Genomic DNA, 19385 nt, shown 5'->3' on the forward strand with positions numbered 1-19385 from the left:
CCCGGAGAGCCCGCCATGAACGCCAGCCCGCCCCGCCGCCCGTCCACTGCCCATCGCTACCTGTTCGTGCTGTGCCTGGGCCTGCTGATCGGTCTGGTTGCCACGGTCATGGTCGGCCGCGCCCTGCAGGCGCGCCGCGACCCGTTCCCGGACAGCCTGATGCAGGTGATGCAGCGGCAATCGCAGCTGCTGCAGCAGGCCCAGCAGCAGAACCGCTGCAGCCTGGCCGACAGCGTGCCGCGGCTGCAGGCCCTGCGCCTTCTGTCCAACGACCTCGACCTGGCCTTTCCCGGACTGAAGGACAATGGCCGGTTCCAGCAGCACGCCAGCCAGCTGCGTGGCAACCTCAACGCGGCACTGGCGGCGCCGCCCAGTGACTGCACCGCCTTGGCAAAGGTGGTGGAAACCGTGCAGGCCGACTGCCGAGCCTGCCACCAGGACTTCCGCTGACGCGCATTCATCCTGCAGCCGGGCAAGGCACGCCTGGTTGGCACCTTGTTCACGTTCGAAAGGAGAGGATTCGTCCACCCTGCTGCATGACGCAGTACCACCCAACGCACCCGCCTTCACGGCCAGGAGACGCCCCATGAAGATCCAGCTCATTGCCGCCAGCGCCATCGCTACCCTCGCCCTGGCTGGCTGTGCCACCTCGCCCGGCTACGGTGGCGGTGGTTACAACAACGGCTACAACAATGGCGGCTACGGCAACAACGGCGGATACAACCAGGGCCGTTGCGCCGACTGCGGCATCGTCACCCGCATCAACACCGTGCCGTCGGGCCGCACCGCGCCCAGCGCGACCGGCGCCATCCTCGGCGGCATCGTCGGTGCCGTGGCCGGCCATGAGATCTCCGATCACACCGGCGGCAGCCGTGGCAACAAGAACATCGCCGCGGCCGCAGGCGCGGTCGGCGGTGCGCTGGCGGGCAACCAGATCCAGAAGAACGTCACCAGCGATACCTACGACATCAGCGTGCGCATGGATGATGGCCGCACCATCGTGGTCAACCAGCGCGACCTCGGCGGCATCCGCGAAAACACCTATGTGCGCGTAGTCAACGGCAAGGTCATCCTGCGCTGACCTGCACCGGGCCGACGGCAAAGAAAAAGGCCCGCTTGCGCGGGCCTTTTTCATGTGACGGCTTGCAGCGCGATCAGGTCGGCTGCACGGCGTCGGCCTGCAGGCCCTTCTGGCCCTGCACGACGGTGAAGGTGACCTTCTGGCCTTCCTTCAGGCTCTTGAAGCCCTGGGTCTGGATGGCACGGAAGTGCACGAACACGTCTTCGCCGTTTTCACGGCTGATGAAGCCGAAGCCCTTTGCATCGTTGAACCACTTGACGGTACCGGTCTCGCGATCAGACATCTCACTAACTCCCTGGTGACTCTCTCTTGTTGTAGGAAACGCCTGGTGGGCGGCTGACAAGCAAGGGGGAAGCGAGGTGCATCGATGCAGCGGATCGGGAAGATCTTGCTTCATCAGGCCACGATCCACGGTGACCTTGCCAAGCTCAGCGACTGCAACTTAACCCGCCCAAAACGAAAAAGCAACTGGCAAAATCTTTCACTGTCAACCCCAAAACGGCCACCATACGGGACAGCATGGGACTCTCATTCATCTTATATCTGCTAGCGGTCATTTTTGTCCTTGTCGGCATCGCCGGAATCATCCTGCCGGCCCTGCCCGGCATCCCGCTGGTGTTCATCGGACTGCTGCTGGCAGCGTGGGCGGACGGCTTCGCCCACGTCGGTTGGCCGACCCTGGTTGTGCTGGGGGTACTGACCCTGCTCTCGTTGCTGGTGGACGTGCTGGCCACCGTGGTGGGGGCGCAACGGGTCGGTGCCAGCCGCAAGGCACTGTGGGGAACTTTCGTCGGCAGCATCGTCGGCCTGTTCTTCATGCCGATCGGCCTGTTCGCCGGCCCGTTGATCGGCGCCCTGCTGGGCGAGTACTGGCACACCCGCGAACTGGGGCGCTCGACCAAGGTGGGCCTGGCCACATGGCTTGGCATCCTGCTCGGTCTGGCGCTGAAGCTGGCGGTGGTGATCGCGATGCTGGGGCTGTTTGCGTTCGCCTGGTTCCTGTGACCAGCCTCTCCTTCACGCCACGCGCACGCGGTGGCCGTGCATAAACCGTGGGGGCTGGCCGTGATCCGGTGCAGCCGCCACACTGTGCGATTCCCGTATTCACCGAAGGGCCTGCTGCAATGACCCTGTCTCCGCTGCTTCCCCGCTTCGCGCCGCTGGCGCTGGCATTGGCCAGTGCGCCACTGGCCGCGCAGGAGTTCGCGCCCAGTGCCGAAGCCTCGCCGGCCGCGTGCGCGGCAATTACCACCGATGCTGCCCGCCTGGCCTGTTATGACCGCCAGTTCGGGCGTACCCCGCAGGCCACCGCCGAGGCCGACGCTGCGGCCGAGGCAGCCGCGCAGGCCCGTCGCGAAGAACGCCAGACCGCACGCGTCAGCCAGGGCGAAGAGAAACTGCGCGAGCGGGTCAGTGACCTGTTCCGTCCAGCGGCCCCTGACAGCGCACTGGCCAATGCCGGCCGTGGCTCGCTGCTGGACAGCCGCTGGGAGCTGGCCGAGGACTCCAAGCTCGGCCCGTTCCAGCTGCGCGCCTACAAGCCGGTGTACCTGTTGCCGGCGTTCTGGACCAGCGACCGCAACACCACGCCGCACTCGCCGAACCCGGCCAACACGGTCACCACGCCGCAGGTGCTGGACAGTGCCGAACTGAAGTTCCAGATCAGCTTCAAGACCAAGATCGCCGAGAACCTGTTCGGCGATAACGGCGACATCTGGGCCGGCTACACTCAGAGCTCGCGCTGGCAGGCCTACAACGGCGAGGATTCGCGCCCGTTCCGCGAAACCAACTATGAGCCGGAAGTGATGATGGTGTTCCGCAATGGCTACTCGATCGGTGGCTGGCGCGGGCGCATGACCGGCATCGCGCTGAACCACCAGTCCAATGGCCGCGCCGACCCGCTGTCGCGCAGCTGGAACCGGGTGATGCTCAACATCGGCCTGGACCGTGAGAACTGGGCGCTGGTGCTGCGCCCCTGGTACCGCATTCCCGAGACCCGCAGCGACGACAACAACCCGGACATCGAGGATTACATGGGCCGCGGTGATGCGACCCTGACCTGGAACCGCAACGGCCATGAGGTCTCGCTGATGGCGCGCCACTCGCTGCGCACCGGCAGCCGCTCGCACGGTGCCCTGCAGCTGGATTACGGCTTCCCGATCAGCAACCTGCTGCGCGGCCATGTACAGGTGTTCGACGGCTACGGCGAAAGCCTGATCGACTACAACCACAAGGCCACCTACGTGGGCGTGGGCGTGTCCCTGCTGGAGTGGTTCTGATGCACGTGACGATCTGGCACAACCCGGCCTGCAGCAACTCGCGCGGCGCACTGAAGCTGATACGTGATGCTGGCTTCGAGCCGGTGGTGGTCGACTACCTGGACAGCCCGCCGGACGTCGCCATGCTGCGCCAGGTGCTGGCCGAATCCGGGCTGGACGCGCAGGCGCTGGTGCGCAGCAAGGAAGCGCAGTTCACCGAACTGGGCCTGGAAGATGCGGACGAGGCCACGCTGCTGGCGGCGATGGCCGAACACCCGCGGCTGATCAACCGCCCCGTGGTGCGCACCTCCAAGGGCACACGCCTGTGCCGTCCACCGGAAACGGTGCTGGAGATCCTGTAACCCGCCGCGACGTAGCGGAGCCTGTTGGTAGAGTCGACTGTTAGTCGACTTCCCCCATCCTTCATATGCATCCGCGGAAACGCCCGCACTGCGTGCGATAGTCGACTAACTGTGATCTCTCTGTAGGTTGTTCATCCGGGACATCTTTGGAAAATGGTGGTTACCACACCTCTCCAGACCCCAAAGAGCCCGGATGAACCCCCATAAAAATGCCCGTTTGACCGTCCATAGTCGAGCACTTCTTGTTCGCCGCATCCTCCACGAGGGCCTGCGCCCAGAGGAAGCAGCCCAAGCATGCGGCGTAAGTGTGCGTACGGCCTACAAATGGCTGGCCCGATTCCGGGAATTGGGGGTGTCAGGACTGGAAAACCGCAGCTCACGCCCTCACCGGACACCACATGCCACATCTGCACCGGTGGTCGAGCAGATCAAGGAGTGTCGCCGTAAACGGCAGACCTATCTGACCATCTCCAAAGCCTTGGGGATCGGCCACAGCACCATTTCCAGGCTGATGCGCGCCCACGGCCTCAATCGTTTGTGCCGGCTGGATCCGCCTAAGGAGGTCATCCGATACGAATACGATCAGCCCGGAGGGCTGCTACACCTGGACATCAAGAAGCTGGGCAACTTCCAGCGGCCGGGCCATAGAACCGACGCCAAGCGCCGAGGAAATGCCGGTGGCGGAGGCTGGGGCTACGTGCACGTGGCTATCGACGATCACTCCCGCATCGCCTACAGCAGCGTTCACCCCGACGAACAAAAGGACACGGCCTGCCAAGCACTGCTTGGTGCCTTGGAGTACTACGCCAGCCTGGGAATCACCTTCAAACGAATTCTGACCGACAACGGGGCGTGCTATCGCTCCACTGCATTCGCCAAGCTACTTAAGTCCCTTGGGATCAAGCACATGCGGACCAAACCGTACACCCCGCGCACCAACGGCAAAGCGGAGCGCTTCATCCAAACCAGCCTGCGTGAATGGGCCTACGCCCGCGAATACGCCTCCTCGGACCAGCGCAATTCCGTGCTGACCCAATGGCTGCACCACTACAACTGGCACCGCCCTCACATGGGGATCGGTGGCCGGCCACCTATTTCCAGAGTCCTGCTGAACAACGTGGTGGGTTTACACAGTTAGTCGACTTCCCCCATCCTTCATATGCATCCGCGGAAACGCCCGCACTGCGTGCGATAGTCGACTAACAGTCGACTCTACACAGTCGACTCTACCCAAACGGGGTCCTAGCCCTCCTCCCCGGCTGGCTTACAGCCAGTCGGTGATGCCTTCGCGGCGGTACACCTCCGCGAACGCCGGGCGCGCCTTCATCGACGCAGCGTGCGCCTTCAGTACTGGCCAGGTGTCGCTGGGTTTGGGCATGTTGCGCGACCAGCGCATCAGCATCACCAGCATGTAATCGACCACGCAGGGCGTGGCGCCCAGCAGGTACGGACCATGAGACTGCAGGTGCGTGGCGACATGCTGCCAGGCCGCTTCAAGGCGCTGACGTGCCATCTCGCGGCTGGCCTCGACGTTCGCCTCGCCCGCCACCTCGTTCGGATAGAACCAGGCACGGTAGGCCGGCTGCAGCGTATTGGCGCACCAGAACATCCAACGATAGGCATCGGCGCGCTGCGGTGTACCTACCGCGGGCAGCAGGCCGGCGTCCGGATGGCGATCGGCCAGGTACAGCGCGATGGCCGCCGCTTCAGTCAGTACCAGGCCATCGATCAGCAGTGTCGGCACCACACCGGCCGGATTGAGCGCCAGGTACTGCGCCGACTTGTGCTCGCGCGTGTCGAAATCCAGCAGCACCAGTTCATGCTCGATGCCCAGCTCGATCAGCAGCCAGTGCACGACGAGGGCGGCGGTACTGGTCGAACCATACAGCGTGGTGCTCATGCGGAAGATCCTGTGCAGGTGGATCAGCCGATTATGCGCCCACGCGCGCGATCGTTGCTCAGCCGCAGCGGCTCATGCAGGAATCCCGGCGTTCGCCACAGGACATCATCGGTGCGCGCATCGTGCAGTCATGCGCCTTCAGTTCGCAGGCACGGCGCAGGTCCGGGTTGTCCACGTCCTTGCAGCGCTTGTCCGGCGCCGGCACCACCTGCTGCTCGCAATTGCTCTGGCGGCTGCCGAGGGAGTCATTCTGCGCCATGCAGCTGCGATAGCCGGCCTGGCACTGCACGCGGCATTGCGCCGATGCGGGGAAATCCGCGCCTTCGTACGACGCAGGGGTGCTGCAGCCGGCCAGGGCCAGCAGCACGCCTACCACGATGAATCGATGCAGGGCCATGGACACGTCCTGTGCGAGCGTGCGCCGACCGTAGCAGAGCAACCGCTACACGAGCGTTAATCCTTCGGCCCACACAACAACGGCGCCACACGGGCGCCGTTGCCTGGTCCGCGGCGGAAGGCTTACTCCACCACCACCGGAATCTTGCCGATGCGGGCCTGCCATTCGCGCGGGCCGGTCTTGTGCACCGACTCGCCGGTGGAATCAACCGCCACGGTCACCGGCATGTCCTGCACGGTGAACTCGTAGATCGCTTCCATGCCCAGGTCGGCGAAACCGACCACCTTGGCCGCCTTGATCGCCTTGGACACCAGGTAGGCCGAACCACCGACGGCCATCAGGTAGGCCGACTTGTTGTCACGGATCGCCTCGATGGCCGCCGGGCCACGCTCGGCCTTGCCGACCATGCCCAGCAGGCCGGTCTGCTCCAGCACCTGGCGGGTGAACTTGTCCATGCGGGTGGCGGTGGTCGGACCGGCCGGGCCCACCACTTCATCGCGCACCGGATCGACCGGGCCGACGTAGTAGATGAAGCGACCCTTCAGGTCGACCGGCAGTTCCTCGCCCTTGTTGAGCATGTCGACCATGCGCTTGTGCGCGGCGTCGCGGCCGGTCAGCAGCTTGCCGTTGAGCAGCAGGGTCTGGCCGGGCTTCCAGCTGGCCACGTCTTCCGGGGTGATCGTGTCCAGGTCCACGCGGGTGCCCTTGGACGCGTCGTAGGTCAGCTTCGGCCAGTCTTCCAGCGACGGCGGGTCCAGCATCACCGGGCCACTGCCATCCAGCGTGAAATGCGCATGGCGGGTCGCAGCGCAGTTCGGAATCATCGCCACCGGCAGGTTGGCCGCGTGGGTCGGGTAATCGTTGATCTTGATGTCGAGCACGGTGGTCAGGCCGCCCAGGCCCTGTGCGCCGATGCCCAGCGCGTTGACCTTCTCGTACAGCTCCAGGCGCAGCTCTTCAATGCGGTTGGAGGCACCACGGGCCTGCAGCTCGGTGATGTCGATCGGCTCCATCAGCGCTTCCTTGGCCAGCAGCATCGCCTTCTCGGCGGTGCCACCGATGCCGATGCCAAGCATGCCCGGCGGGCACCAGCCGGCGCCCATGGTCGGCACGGTCTTCAACACCCAGTCGACGATCGAGTCGGACGGGTTGAGCATGGCGAACTTCGTCTTCGCTTCCGAGCCACCGCCCTTGGCGGCGACGATCACGTCGACCGTGTTGCCCGGTACCACCTTGACGTTGACCACGCCCGGGGTGTTGTCCCTGGTGTTGATGCGCTTGCCGGCCGGATCGGCCAGCACCGAGGCGCGCAGCTTGTTGTCCGGGTGCATGTAGGCGCGGCGCACGCCTTCATTGGCCATGTCTTCCACGCCCATGGTGGCGTCGTCCCAGCGCACGTCCATGCCGATTTCCAGGAACACGGTGACGATGCCGGTGTCCTGGCAGATCGGACGGTGGCCTTCGGCGCACATCCGCGAATTGATCAGGATCTGGGCCATCGCTTCCTTCGCGGCCGGCGACTCCTCGCGCTCATAGGCGGCGGCGAGGTTCTTGATGTAGTCGACCGGGTGGTAGTACGAGATGTACTGCAGCGCGTCGGCGATGGACTGGATGAGGTCTTCCTGCTTGATCGATGTCACGGCTTGCTCGCTTGCTCAAGGCTGGCGGGGGTAATCCGCCCATTTTACCCCCTCCCCCGGCCGCAGGTAGAGTCAGGGGTCAGATCCCTTTCCCAGGGACAGGGATCTGACCCCACCTCCCCTGTCACGCCACGCGCCGCTGCGGCGTCCTTGCCCACATGAACGCCGAAACCGCTTTCCAGACCCACCGCCCGCGCCTGATAGCGCTGGCCTACCGCCTGCTCGGCAGCCGCGCCGACGCCGAAGACGTGGTCCAGGATGCCTGGCTGCGCTGGTCCGGCGCCGATCCGGCCGGGGTCCGCGATGCCGAGGCCTGGCTGGTCACCACCACCACACGACTCGGCCTGGACCGCCTTCGTGCCGCCAAGCGTGAGCGCGCGCACTACGTCGGCCCGTGGCTGGCCGAGCCGCTGGCAGTCACGCTGGAGCCCGATCCTGCGCCCGGCCCGGCCCAGCTGCACGCGCTGGCCGACGATGTCTCGGTCGCTTTCCTGACCCTGCTTGAGCAGCTGGGCCCTGAAGAGCGCGCCGCTTTCCTGCTGAAGGAAGCCTTCGACCACGACTATCGCGAGATCGCCGACCTGATCGGCCACAGCGAGGCCAACTGCCGGCAGCTGGTGCACCGCGCGAAACAGCGCCTGCAGTCCGGGCGGCCCCGCTTCAACGCCGACGCCAGCCAGCACCGGCAGTTGCTGGCGCGCTTCATGGATGCTTCGCAACGTGGTGACAGCGAGGCGATCCAGGCCCTGCTGCACACCAACGCGTTGCTGGTGTCCGACGGCGGCGGCGTGGTCACCGCGGCGGTGCGTCCACTGCTGGGCGCCGAGCGCATCGGCCGCCTGTTCTGGGCGATCGCACGTCGTGGCACGGTGCATCCAGCGCAGCTGGGCTACGTCAACGGCGAGCCGGCGATCCTGCGCTTCCACGGCGAGCACCTGCACTCGGTCACCACCATCGAAGTGGTCGATGGCCGTATTGCCAATGTGTACAGCGTGCTGAATCCGGAAAAGCTGCCGGATGTTGTCACGCGCGGCGACGGTACGGCGTCCTGGTAGTGAAAGGCGGCCGCTGTGGCCGCCGTGGAGCCGAAAATGTCCGACCACGCCTCTCCCCGCGTTCCGTACACCCGCCTGGCCGCCGAGGCCTTCAAGGGCCTGCTGGCCACCAGCAAGGCGGTGCATGACAGCTCGATCGACCCGACCCTGATGGAACTGTTGTTCCTGCGCGTGTCGCAGCTCAACGGCTGTGGCTACTGCATGGACATGCACGGCACCGCGCTGCGCAAGGGCGGCATCGAGCCGCGCAAGCTGGACACGCTTCCGGCCTGGCATGAAAGCCGCTTCTTCGATGCACGCGAGCGCGCGGCGCTGGGCTGGGCCGAGGCGCTGACCCGGCTGACCGACGGCGCGCCCTCGCAGGCGGCGTTCGATGCACTGGCGCCGCACTTCGATGAGAAGGGCATCAGCGACCTGAGCATGGGCATCGCCGTGATCAATGCCTGGAACCGGCTGGGTGCAGGGCTGCTGCCCCCGCTGCCGTAAGAGGGTTTTGTTGGCCGGGCTGCCGCCCGGCACCCGCAGAAGCAACGGCCGAAACAACAGCAACGTCAGAAGCTGGTTTCCTGAGGGATGGCGAGGTGGATCCGGTTACGGGAGACGCCGTAAACCCGTCCTTGGGGGCTTGGCCGCGGCATCCATGCCGCGGACACCCCCGCAACCGGACCCACCCCGCCCTCGACAGGCTTCTACTGCTGTTGGTAGGTTTGACCCTGGTCGACACGGTAGATCCACGCCATGCGTGGATGCAGCAGGGTCAGATCCCTTTGCAGGGCAAAGGGATCTGACCCCGGGCCGCACGCCTGCACTGACCCCCTCTGCACGGCCGGGGCGCGCACAATAAACGGATGCCTGCTGCCTCCGAAAAGAAACCCAGCCTGCGCCAGCGCTTCAGGGCGATGCGCAACCTGCCGCCGTTCCTGCGCATGGTCTGGAAGACCAGCCCCGCGCTTACCCTGGCCAGCCTTGGGCTGCGCCTGATCCGTGCACTGCTGCCGGTGGCGATGCTCTACGTCGGCAAGCTGATCATCGACAGCGCGCTGCACCTGAGCCAGCACGATGCCGGCTTCCCGCCACTGGCCGAAGCGTTGTCCAGCGGCCTGCTCAACCCGCTGCTGGGCCTGCTGGCGCTGGAGTTCGGCCTGGCCATCGCCTCGGACCTGCTGGGCCGCCTGGTCAGCTACGCCGATGCCCTGCTCTCGGAGTTGTTCGCCAACGTCACCAGCATCCGGCTGATGGAACACGCTGCGACACTGGATCTGGAGGACTTCGAGGACCCGGACCTGCAGGACAAGCTGGACCGTGCGCGGCGCCAGACCATGGGCCGGATGAACCTGATGAGCCAGCTGTTCGGCCAGGTGCAGGATGCGATCACCGTGGCCAGCCTCGCCGTCGGCCTGCTGGTCTACGCGCCGTGGCTGATCCTGCTGCTGGCGCTGGCGCTGGTGCCGGCCTTCATCGGCGAATCGCACTTCAACGCGGCCGGCTACAGCCTCAACTTCCAGTGGACGCCCGAGCGCCGCCAGCTCGACTACCTGCGCCAGTTGGGTGCCAGCGTGGAAACGGCCAAGGAAGTGAAGATCTACAACCTGCACCGCTTCCTGGTGGAGCGCTACCGGCGGCTGTCGGTGGCGTTGTTCCAGGCCAACCGGGCGCTGGCCCGCCGCCGCGCGTTCTGGGGCACGCTGCTGGCTGCACTGGGCACGCTGGGGTATTACACCGCCTACGCCTACATCGCCTGGCGCACGGTGCGCGGCGACTTCTCGATCGGCGACCTGACTTTCCTCGCCGGCAGCTTCCTGCGCCTGCGCCAGCTGCTGGAAGGCCTGCTGATCGGCTTTTCGCAGGTGGCCAGCCAGGCGCTGTACCTGGACGACCTGTTCTCGTTCTTCCAGATCCAGCCGGAAATCCATTCGCGCGAAGGAGCCGTCCGCGTGCCGCAGCCCATCCAGCAGGGCTTCGTGTTCGAGAACGTCGGCTTCCGTTACCCCGATGCCGAGCAATGGGCGGTGCGCCACCTCGATTTCCAGCTGCAGGCCGGCGAGGTGCTGGCCCTGGTCGGCGAGAACGGCGCCGGCAAGACCACGCTGGTGAAGCTGCTGGCGCGCCTGTACGAGCCGGACGAAGGCCGCATCCTGCTCGATGGCCGCGACCTGCGCGACTACGACCTGGACGACCTGCGCGCCAACCTCGGGGTGATCTTCCAGGACTTCGTGCGCTACAACCTCAGCGCCGGCGAGAACATCGGCGTCGGCCAGGTCGAGGCGATGGATGACCAGGCGCGCATCGCCGATGCCGCGCGGCGAGGCATGGCCGAGGAAGTGATCGACGACCTGCCCGGCGGCTACAACCAGCTGATCGGCCGCCGCTTCAAGCAGGGCGTGGACCTGTCCGGTGGCCAGTGGCAGAAGATCGCCATTGCCCGCGCGTGGATGCGCAATGCGCAGGTGATGATCCTGGATGAGCCAACCGCAGCGCTCGATGCACGCAGCGAGTTCGAAGTGTTCCAGCGGTTCAGGGAGCTGGCGGATAATCGTACGGCAGTGCTGATTTCCCACCGTTTCTCTTCGGTACGCATGGCCGATCGCATCCTGGTGTTGGCCGATGGCCGCATCGAGGCCAGCGGCACCCATGAGCAGCTGATGGCCCAGGGAGGACGGTACGCCGAGCTGTTCGAGCTGCAGGCAGCGGGTTACCGCTGAGAACGCCTCTCGTTTCGCCTAATGAGAACCTGTCTCATTTGAGATAGAATCACCCCGACGACTTTCGATAGATACGCCCATGTCCTCCGCTTTCGGCGCCGAAACGGTGCTTGAGGTCCGCCACTGGACCGACGCCTACTTCAGCTTCACCCTCACCCGCGACAGCGGCTTCCGCTTCGAGAACGGCCAGTTCGTGATGATCGGCCTGGAAACCGAGGCGCGGCCGCTGCTGCGCGCCTATTCCATCGCCAGCGCCAACTGGGAAGAGCATCTGGAGTTCTTCAGCATCAAGGTGCAGGACGGCCCGCTGACCTCGCGCCTGCAGCACATCAAGCCGGGCGACAAGGTGCTGGTTGGCAAGAAACCCACCGGCACCCTGCTGATCAGCGACCTGCACCCGGGCAAGAACCTGTACCTGCTGGGCACCGGTACCGGCATGGCGCCGTGGCTGTCGGTGATCAAGGACCCGGAAACCTACGAGCGTTTCGAGAAGGTGATCCTCTGCCACGGCGTGCGCTACGAAAAGGACCTGGCCTACCGCGATTATTTCGAGAAGGAGCTGCGTGAGCACGAGTTCCTCGGCGAGATGATCGGCGACAAGCTGCTGTACTACCCGGCCGTCACCCGCGAGCCGTTCGCCAACCAGGGCCGCCTGACCTCGCTGATGGAAAGCGGTGAAATGCAGCGCACCCTCGGCCTGCCGGAACTGAGCCCGGAAAACGACCGCGCGATGATCTGCGGCAGCCCGCAGATGCTGGCCGACCTGCGCAGCGTGCTTGATGCGCGCGGCTTCCAGGTCTCGCCGCGCATCGGCCAGCCGGGCCACTACGTGTTCGAGCGCGCGTTCGTCGAGAAGTAACGCGTTGCATCCGTAGAGCCGAGCCCACGCTCGGCTTGAATGGCGCCGGGCCTGCGCCCGGCCCACCCGGGCGTGGCCATCGCGGGGCCGAGGGGATTCGCGCGCTTCCCGCAATTGCGTATGCTCCGAGCTCGGCAGGCAGTGAGCCCGCCCCTACCTGGAACAGCGATGATCAGGACGCTTCGTCGTGTATTGGTATTGGCCGCCGCACTGCTGGCGGCAAGTGGTGTCGCCACCGCCGCGCCCGTCGACCCGGCTTCGCGCCCGCGCCCGAACGAGGTACCACCGCAGATCCTGGGCAAGGATCGCGACGGCAACCTGGTCGATCTCGGCACCCAGCGAGGCAAAGTGGTCATCGTGACATTCTGGGCGTCCTGGTGTGGCCCGTGCCGCAAGGAACTGCCCATGCTGGGCAACCTGCAGCGAGTGGTCGGGCGCGACGCCCTGCGGGTGTATGCGGTCAACTTCAAGGAACCGCGTCGCGACTTCATCAGCGTGATACGCAACCGAAATGCGCCGGTGCTGGACTACATTCACGACGCCAAGGGCGAGGTCAGCGACCAGTACGGCATCCAGACCATCCCGCACATGTTCATCATCGGACAGGACGGCCGGATTGCCCATATCCACCGCGGCTACTCCGAAGAAAGCCTGCCCAAGGTGATTGACGCCATCCTGGCCCAGCTCCCTGAAGAGGTGCGCAACCGTCCGCCGCAGGGATGATCCGCCCTCCAGCGGGAGAACAGGCCCGCATGCTCAGGGCTGCAATGCCTTCTCGACATCCCCGCGCAGGCTTTCCGGCTTGTCGGTGGGTGCATAGCGCCCCAGCACCTGCCCCTGACGTCCGATCAGGAACTTGCTGAAGTTCCATTTGATCGCGCTCAGGCCCAGCAGCCCGGTCTTCTCGGCCTTCAGCCACTTCCACAGCGGATGCGCGCCGTCGCCGTTCACCTGGATCTTCTCCGAGAGCGGGAAGTCCACTGCATAGGTCAGCGAGCAGAAACTCCGGATCTCCTCGGCATTGCCTGGTTCCTGGTGACCGAACTGGTCACAGGGGAAGCCGATCACCACCAGGCCCCTCGGGCCGTACTCGCGCCACAGCGCCTCCAGCCCCTCGTACTGCGGGGTGAAACCACACTTGCTGGCCACATTGACCAGCAGCAGCGCCTTGCCGCGGTACCGCTCCAAGGCCTGCGGCTGGCCGTCCAGGTCGTTGAAGCTGAAATCGTAGGCGGTGGTCATGCTGGCGGGCCTTGGGCGGTGGGGGGCTTCGGCCCATGGTAGCGGGCCAGCCACCGGTGCGGTGGCTCCACGGCATCGCGGCGACGTGAACATGCCTTTTGACACAAGTGGGCGCACGGCCGGCCGGGTTACCCTCGGGCCCTTGTTTGCCTTACCGGAGTTCCTACCTTGACCACTCGCCTTGCCCTTGCCGTGGCCATGTCCCTCGGCCTTGCCCTGCCCGCCTTCTCGGCCGGCGCCGCCACCCCGGCCGCCAGCACCGCCGCCCAGCAGGCCAACCCGTTCTTTGCCGAAAGCCCGCTGCCGCTGCACTTCCCGCAGTTCGACAAGATCAAGGACAGCGACTTCGCCCCGGCCTTCGACGCCGGCATGGCGCAGCAGCTGAAGGAAGTGGAGGCCATCGCCAACAACAAGGCCAAGCCGACCTTCGACAACACCATCATCGCCCTGGAAAAGAGCGGTGACATCCTCGACCGCGCGACCACCGTGTTCTTCAGCCTGGTGGGCGCCGATACCAACGACACCCGCAAGAAGCTGCAGGCCGACTACTCGGCGAAGTTCGCCGCGCACAGCGATGCGATCGCGCTGAACGGCAAGCTGTTCGCCCGCATCCAGGCGCTGTACGACACCCGCAGCCAGCTGGGCCTGGACGCCGAAGGCGTGCGCCTGGTCGAGAAGTACTACGACAACTACGTGCGCGCAGGCGCCAAGCTGTCCGAGGCCGACAAGGCCAAGCTGAAGGAGATGAACGCCGAGCTGGCCAACCTGGGCACCAAGTTCAGCCAGAACGTGCAGTCGGAAGTGAACGCTTCGGCGATCACCGTCGATGACGTCAAGGAACTGGACGGCCTGTCCAAGGAGCAGATCGCCGCCGCCGCCGAAGCCGCCAAGGCCCGCGGCCAGGACGGCAAGTACGTGATCACCCTGCTCAACACCACCGGCCAGCCGCCGCTGACCAACCTGGCCAACCGCGCCCTGCGCCAGAAGATCTACGAAGCGTCGGTCAGCCGCGGCAGCCGCGGCGGTGAGTTCGACAACACCGCGCTGGTCTCGCGCATCATGCAGCTGCGTGCCGACAAGGCCAAGCTGATGGGCTTCCCGAACTTCGCCGCCTACAACCTGACCAACCAGACCGCCAAGACGCCCGAAGCGGTCAACGCGATGCTGGGCAAGCTGGCTCCGGCCGCCGTGGCCAACGCCAAGCGCGAAGCCGCCGACCTGCAGGCGATGATCGACAAGGAACAGAAGGCCGCGCGCAAGCCGACCTTCCAGCTGGAACCGTGGGACTGGGCCTTCTACAGCGAGAAGGTGCGCCAGGCCAAGTACAACTTCGACGAGTCGCAGCTGAAGCCGTACTTCGAAATGAAGAACGTGCTTGAGAACGGCGTGTTCTACGCCGCTGGCCAGGAATTCGGCCTGACCTTCAAGCAGCGCACCGACCTGCCGGTCTACCACGATGACGTCACTGTCTACGACGTGTTCGATGCCGATGGCAGCCAGCTGGCGATCTTCATCTTCGACCCGTATGCGCGTGCCTCCAAGCGCGGTGGCGCGTGGATGAACTCCTACGTCTCGCAGTCCAAGCTGACCGGCTTCAAGCCGGTGGTCGCCAACCACCTGAACATCCCGAAGCCGCCGGCCGGCCAGCCGACCCTGCTGACCTGGGACGAGGTGAACACCACCTTCCACGAGTTCGGCCACGCCCTGCACGGCATGTTCTCCAACGTGAAGTACCCGTACTTCTCGGGCACCTCGGTGCCGCGTGACTTCGTCGAGTTCCCCTCGCAGGTCAACGAGATGTGGTCGGACAATCCGGTCATCCTGAAGAACTACGCCAAGCACTACCAGAATGGCTCGGCGATGCCGCAGGCACTGCTGGACAAGGTGCTGGCCGCGGCCAAGTTCAACCAGGGCTTCGCCACCACCGAGTACCTGGGTGCGGCCATGCTTGATCAGCGCTGGCACCAGATCGGCGCCGACCAGGTGCCGGCCGCCAAGGACGTGATGGCCTTCGAGCGCGCCGCGCTGGAGAAGGACGGCATCTACTACGCGCCGGTTCCGCCGCGCTACAAGACCCCGTACTTCAGCCACATCATGGGCGGCTATTCGGCCGGCTACTACGCCTACATCTGGTCGGAAGTGCTCGACGCCAACACCCAGAAGTGGTTCAAGGACAACGGCGGCCTGAGCCGCAAGAACGGCGACCACTTCCGCGCCACCCTGCTGTCCAAGGGCGGCAGCGTGGATGCGATGCAGCTGTTCCGCGATTTCGCCGGCCACGAGCCGCAGATCGAACCGCTGCTGGAAAAGCGTGGCCTGACCGGCGCCGGCAACTGATCGCTGGTGCGTTAGCCTGAAACGAAAACCGCCCGGGAAACCGGGCGGTTTTTTTGTTGGGTCATCCACGCATGGCGTGGATCTACCCTCATTACGCAGACCCGGTAGATCCACGCCATGCGTGGATGCTCTTCCAGATCAACGCGGCGCCACGTACCCGCCCGGCACGCCTTCCGGCGACAGCACCAACTGCCACAGCTGCGCGTGCCGGCAACGGAAGGTGGCCATCGATCCGGCCAGGTAGAAGCGCCACATGCGGCGGAAATGCTCGTCGTAACGGGCATCCAGCCGCGGCCACGCGGCTTCCACGTTGCGTCGCCAGGCCTGCAGGGTCAGGTCGTAGTCGGTGCCGAAGTTGTGCCAGTCCTCCAGCACGAAGCGCCCTTCGAACGCCTTGCTGATCTGCACCGCCGACGGCAGCATTGAATTGGGGAAGATGTAGCGCGCGATCCACGGATCGGTGCGATGCCGCGAGATGTTGGTACCGATGGTGTGCAGCAGCAGCAACCCGCGCGACGACAGGCAGCGCCGGGCCACCTCGAAGAAGCTGGCGTAGTTCTTGTCGCCGACATGCTCGAACATGCCGATCGAAAAAATCGCATCGAACGGTTCGTCCAGTTCGCGATAGTCCTGCAGGCGGATCTCGATCGGCAGGCCCGCGCACAGGTTCCGCGCGAACTCGGCCTGCTCCTGCGAAATCGTCACGCCGACGCCGCTGACACCGTAGCGCTCAGCGGCGAACTTCAGGGCCTCGCCCCAACCGCAGCCAATGTCCAGCACGCGCTGCCCCGGGCGCAGGCCCAGCTTGCGGCAGACCAGGTCGAGCTTGGCTTCCTGTGCGGCGTCAAGGTCACCGGCATTGCGCCAGTAGCCGCAGCTGTACACCAGGCGCTGGCCGAGCATGGCCTGGTAGAGATCGTTGCCGAGGTCATAGTGGCGGCGGCCGACTTCATAGCTGCCCTGCCCGGCCTGCAGGTTGAACAGCCGCGCCTTCAGCGCATCGGCCACTTCGCGCCAACCGTGCACCCGTTCGTCCAGGTGCGCCTGCATCAGGTGGACAAGGAATTCATCGAGGACGTTGGCATCCCACCAACCCTCCATGTAGCTCTCGCCGAGACCCAGCGAGCCGTGGCCCATGACCCGCGCGAAGAAGCGCGGGTCATGCACCTGGATGTCCTGTGGCTGGGTACCGCCGATGCGGACCCCGGCTTCCTGCAGCAGGCCGGCGACCCGCTCCTGCAACCCTGTATCCACGCCACCTCCTCGACTGCGGTCAACCGCGTGCGAACAGCTCCACGTAGTCCTTGGCCACGTGCGGCAACAGCACCGCCGCCGGTACATCGGCAGTCTGGGTGCCGTCCGAGTATGGACCCACCTGGTACGGCGGGAACACAAAGCGCAGCGCGGTGATCTGCCCCTTGTCGTCGGTCAGCGGCTGGAACTGGCTGAAATTGTCGGCCTGCGGGCCGGTACCGTCGGCGATCATGCGCGATGCGTTGCGCAGCGATTCCTGCAGCTGGGCCGGGTCCATGTCCTCGCCGCTGAGGCGGGTGGCCACGCGTTCGCGCAGCTGGTCGGCGACGAAATCGCTGATCGCCTTCCAGCCCTTGGCATCGGCCACCAGCTTCTCGGCGCTGAGCATCTGCTGGTGCTGCGGCAGCCATACGAAGCGGGCCACCAGCGGCTCGCCGTGGGCGCCACCGGTGTAGCGGCTGCCATCGGCACTGACCACCACCAGCTGCGGGGTTTCCAGCAGCTTCTCGAAACTCAGCGACAACTCGTACGGCATGGTCGGCTTGTCGTTGCCAAGCCCGTCCAGCGCCTGCTGCAGGTCACTGCGCGCGCTGGTGGCATAGTCCTGCAGCGCGCGCGCCAGGCCCGGGTAGCGGTCGATGCCGGCCGGGTAACTGATGCCCACCACTTCGCGCTCGTTGTTCTCGATCACGTCGCGCAGGTCCAGCGGCGCGTCCGTGGCCGGCGTTTCACCCGCAGCGGTGGCCTCGGCGGCGGGGGCCGCATCGGTCGCCGGTGCCGGCTCGCTCCCACGCTGGCAACCGGCCAGCAACAGCACGCCCACCACGCCGGCCAGCACGCTGCCGCGCAATGGCCGGTTGTTTCCAATCTTCATCGGGATCCCCTGTTCATGTTTGTACATCATCGCCTGCCATGGCTGAAGCGTGGCCCGCTGGCATTCAGCCAACGAGCAGGTCGTGATACTCCTCGTGCCGCTGCAGGAAGGCTTCGGCATACGAACATGCCGGCACCACCTTGTACTTCTGCTCGCGGGCAAAGCGCAGCGCCACGCGGGTCAGCTCACCGGCGATGCCACGGCCGGCAATCGGCTCGGGCACTTCGGTGTGGGTGATGACCATGCGCTTGCGTTTGATCTGGTAATCGAGCACCGCCAGCTGTCCGCGCACACGGGCGGTGAAGCGATGGTTGGCCAGGTCGTGTTCGACCTCGTAGGCCAGACCGGGGGGCGTGACCGAAGCCATGGAACTGTCTCCTGCGGCGACTGCGTGGATGGTGCGCAGCCGGGCGCCATGATCGCGTGAAGCCTGAACAGGGGCAAGTCCAATCCATTCACGTCAGATTTCGACCCTCAAGCTGGAGGGCGGACGGCCGCTATCGCCTGTGGAGGGGTACGGCCAGGCTGGCACGGCCCTTGCGACCGTTGACCATGCGCATCACCGCGGAGGCCCCGATGCACCCCAGCGATTCCCATTCCGATACCGACCGCGCCCTGCTGGAGGGCCTGCTGCAACTGGCGGTGGAAGGGCAGACCGAAGACCAGGATTTCCAGCGCATCGGCGAAGAAGTGTTCGCCCGCCTGCTGGACACCTACGGCCAGCAGACCCGCGCCTGACCAGGAACGGGGGCCCTGCCCCGGGGTCGGATCCAGCGGATCCGACCCCTGCCCCTCAACCGCCGCCCAGGCGGAAGGTCGGGTTGGAGAGTTCGCGCAGGAAGTGGGTGAAGATGCTCGGCTGCATGGCCAGCATGAAGATCACGCCGAACGCTGCACCGGCCAGGTGCGCGCTGTGGTTGATGCGATCACCACCACGCTTGTCCATCCAGATGCTGTAGCCCACGTAGAACGCGGCATAGACAATCGCCGGTGCCGGGATGAAGAACACCAGGATGATCGACCACGGCTTGATCAGGATGAAGGCGAACAGCACCGCCGACACCGCTCCGGACGCGCCGAGGCTGAGGTAGTTCGGGTTCTTCTGGTTCTTCAGGTAGCTGGGCAGGATCGAGACCAGCAGCGCACCGATGTAGAACGCCGGGTAGGTCAGGTAGCTGCCGGTCAGCTGCACCATCACGTTCTCGATGAATCCCCCGAAGAAGAACAGGGTGATCATGTTGAAGATCAGGTGCGACCAGTCGGCGTGGATGAAGCCATAGGTCACCAGCCGGTCGTACTGCCGGTGACGGTCGATGGCCGGCGGCCACAGGATCAGCCGGTCGGCCAGCTTGCGGTTGTTGAACGCCATCCACGACAGGATGGCGGTGACGGCGATCAACAGCAGATTGACGGGGGTCATGTCA

22 protein-coding genes are annotated in these 19385 nt (G+C 65.5%); 13 read left to right on the forward strand and 9 right to left on the reverse strand.

Going from position 1 to position 19385, the window contains the following annotated elements; translation table 11 throughout:
* Positions 1-15: 15 nt before the first annotated feature.
* Both QP552_RS13720 and QP552_RS13725 read left to right on the forward strand, forming a co-directional pair.
* Positions 16-450 (forward strand): hypothetical protein, encoded by a 435-nt coding sequence (locus tag QP552_RS13720; RefSeq protein WP_286073881.1) that lies wholly within the window; start codon positions 16-18, stop codon positions 448-450.
* Positions 451-586: 136 nt separating this feature from the next.
* On the forward strand, positions 587-1081 hold the full coding sequence (locus QP552_RS13725) for a glycine zipper 2TM domain-containing protein (protein WP_005410289.1): 495 nt from the start codon (positions 587-589) through the stop codon (positions 1079-1081).
* Positions 1082-1154: 73 nt separating this feature from the next.
* On the opposite strand, the gene QP552_RS13730 is transcribed toward QP552_RS13725, so the two are convergent.
* On the reverse strand, positions 1155-1364 hold the full coding sequence (locus QP552_RS13730) for a cold-shock protein (protein ID WP_005410290.1): 210 nt from the start codon (positions 1362-1364) through the stop codon (positions 1155-1157).
* Between the two features lie 236 nt (positions 1365-1600).
* On the opposite strand from QP552_RS13730, the gene QP552_RS13735 reads away from it, so the two are divergent.
* The 4 genes from QP552_RS13735 to QP552_RS13750 all read left to right on the forward strand — a co-directional run bounded on the left by QP552_RS13735 (position 1601) and on the right by QP552_RS13750 (position 4839).
* Complete coding sequence (locus QP552_RS13735) at positions 1601-2086, forward strand: DUF456 domain-containing protein (RefSeq protein WP_106550917.1); 486 nt, start codon at positions 1601-1603, stop codon at positions 2084-2086.
* A 119-nt stretch (positions 2087-2205) separates the two neighbouring features.
* Positions 2206-3360: a phospholipase A gene (locus QP552_RS13740; RefSeq protein ID WP_106550918.1), complete on the forward strand. Its 1155-nt coding sequence runs from the start codon at positions 2206-2208 to the stop codon at positions 3358-3360.
* Entirely contained in the window at positions 3360-3701 is a 342-nt protein-coding gene (gene arsC / locus QP552_RS13745; protein ID WP_106550919.1) for an arsenate reductase (glutaredoxin), read from the forward strand. The genes QP552_RS13740 and arsC overlap by 1 nt, the downstream gene beginning before the upstream one ends.
* A 193-nt stretch (positions 3702-3894) precedes the next feature.
* A complete protein-coding gene (locus QP552_RS13750) occupies positions 3895-4839 on the forward strand; it encodes an IS481 family transposase (RefSeq protein WP_286073882.1) in 945 nt (314 codons plus the stop codon).
* Between the two features lie 126 nt (positions 4840-4965).
* Here QP552_RS13750 and QP552_RS13755 read toward each other — a convergent pair whose 3' ends face one another.
* The 3 genes from QP552_RS13755 to QP552_RS13765 form a co-directional block, all read right to left on the reverse strand.
* Positions 4966-5601 (reverse strand): glutathione S-transferase family protein, encoded by a 636-nt coding sequence (locus tag QP552_RS13755; protein ID WP_049429427.1) that lies wholly within the window; start codon positions 5599-5601, stop codon positions 4966-4968.
* A gap of 58 nt (positions 5602-5659) precedes the next feature.
* The gene (locus tag QP552_RS13760) at positions 5660-5998 is read right to left on the reverse strand and encodes a hypothetical protein (RefSeq protein WP_106550988.1); all 339 of its coding nucleotides are present in this window, start codon (positions 5996-5998) and stop codon (positions 5660-5662) included.
* A 122-nt stretch (positions 5999-6120) separates the two neighbouring features.
* Positions 6121-7638 (reverse strand): fumarate hydratase, encoded by a 1518-nt coding sequence (locus QP552_RS13765; RefSeq protein WP_049429429.1) that lies wholly within the window; start codon positions 7636-7638, stop codon positions 6121-6123.
* Between the two features lie 158 nt (positions 7639-7796).
* On the opposite strand from QP552_RS13765, the gene QP552_RS13770 reads away from it, so the two are divergent.
* The 5 genes from QP552_RS13770 (at position 7797) to QP552_RS13790 (ending at position 12977) form a co-directional block, all read left to right on the forward strand.
* Positions 7797-8693 carry an RNA polymerase sigma-70 factor gene (locus QP552_RS13770; RefSeq protein ID WP_286073883.1) on the forward strand — a complete coding sequence of 299 codons (897 nt, stop codon included), beginning with the start codon at positions 7797-7799 and terminating at the stop codon, positions 8691-8693.
* 36 nt (positions 8694-8729) lie between these two features.
* Positions 8730-9179, forward strand: a complete 450-nt coding sequence (locus tag QP552_RS13775; protein ID WP_053509636.1) for a carboxymuconolactone decarboxylase family protein — start codon at positions 8730-8732, stop codon at positions 9177-9179.
* A gap of 362 nt (positions 9180-9541) precedes the next feature.
* Complete coding sequence (locus QP552_RS13780) at positions 9542-11395, forward strand: ABC transporter ATP-binding protein (protein WP_286073884.1); 1854 nt, start codon at positions 9542-9544, stop codon at positions 11393-11395.
* 79 nt (positions 11396-11474) lie between these two features.
* Positions 11475-12254, forward strand: a complete 780-nt coding sequence (locus QP552_RS13785) for a ferredoxin--NADP reductase (RefSeq protein WP_006455701.1) — start codon at positions 11475-11477, stop codon at positions 12252-12254.
* Between the two features lie 198 nt (positions 12255-12452).
* Positions 12453-12977 (forward strand): TlpA disulfide reductase family protein, encoded by a 525-nt coding sequence (locus QP552_RS13790; protein WP_239503958.1) that lies wholly within the window; start codon positions 12453-12455, stop codon positions 12975-12977.
* A gap of 33 nt (positions 12978-13010) precedes the next feature.
* Here the strand turns inward: QP552_RS13790 and QP552_RS13795 are convergent, their stop codons facing one another.
* Positions 13011-13496, reverse strand: coding sequence for a glutathione peroxidase (locus QP552_RS13795; protein ID WP_111112308.1), 486 nt, complete (start codon positions 13494-13496; stop codon positions 13011-13013).
* 168 nt (positions 13497-13664) lie between these two features.
* Between QP552_RS13795 and QP552_RS13800 the strand changes: the two genes are divergently transcribed.
* Positions 13665-15833 carry a M3 family metallopeptidase gene (locus QP552_RS13800; protein ID WP_106550983.1) on the forward strand — a complete coding sequence of 723 codons (2169 nt, stop codon included), beginning with the start codon at positions 13665-13667 and terminating at the stop codon, positions 15831-15833.
* 138 nt (positions 15834-15971) lie between these two features.
* Here QP552_RS13800 and cfa read toward each other — a convergent pair whose 3' ends face one another.
* The 3 genes from cfa to QP552_RS13815 are packed head-to-tail and all read right to left on the reverse strand — an operon-like array spanning position 15972 to position 18328.
* Positions 15972-17087: a cyclopropane fatty acyl phospholipid synthase gene (gene cfa / locus QP552_RS13805; protein WP_111112309.1), complete on the reverse strand. Its 1116-nt coding sequence runs from the start codon at positions 17085-17087 to the stop codon at positions 15972-15974.
* 19 nt (positions 17088-17106) lie between these two features.
* Entirely contained in the window at positions 17107-17988 is an 882-nt protein-coding gene (locus QP552_RS13810) for a DUF3298 and DUF4163 domain-containing protein (RefSeq protein ID WP_286073885.1), read from the reverse strand.
* A 37-nt stretch (positions 17989-18025) separates the two neighbouring features.
* On the reverse strand, positions 18026-18328 hold the full coding sequence (locus QP552_RS13815) for a GNAT family N-acetyltransferase (protein WP_005417588.1): 303 nt from the start codon (positions 18326-18328) through the stop codon (positions 18026-18028).
* Between the two features lie 209 nt (positions 18329-18537).
* Between QP552_RS13815 and QP552_RS13820 the strand changes: the two genes are divergently transcribed.
* Complete coding sequence (locus QP552_RS13820; RefSeq protein ID WP_005413966.1) at positions 18538-18699, forward strand: hypothetical protein; 162 nt, start codon at positions 18538-18540, stop codon at positions 18697-18699.
* A 55-nt stretch (positions 18700-18754) separates the two neighbouring features.
* On the opposite strand, the gene QP552_RS13825 is transcribed toward QP552_RS13820, so the two are convergent.
* Positions 18755-19381, reverse strand: coding sequence for a rhomboid family intramembrane serine protease (locus QP552_RS13825; protein WP_106550980.1), 627 nt, complete (start codon positions 19379-19381; stop codon positions 18755-18757).
* Positions 19382-19385: the final 4 nt, after the last annotated feature.

The sequence above is a fragment of the Stenotrophomonas sp. 59 genome (assembly GCF_030291095.1).
Lineage (GTDB): Bacteria > Pseudomonadota > Gammaproteobacteria > Xanthomonadales > Xanthomonadaceae > Stenotrophomonas > Stenotrophomonas maltophilia_Q.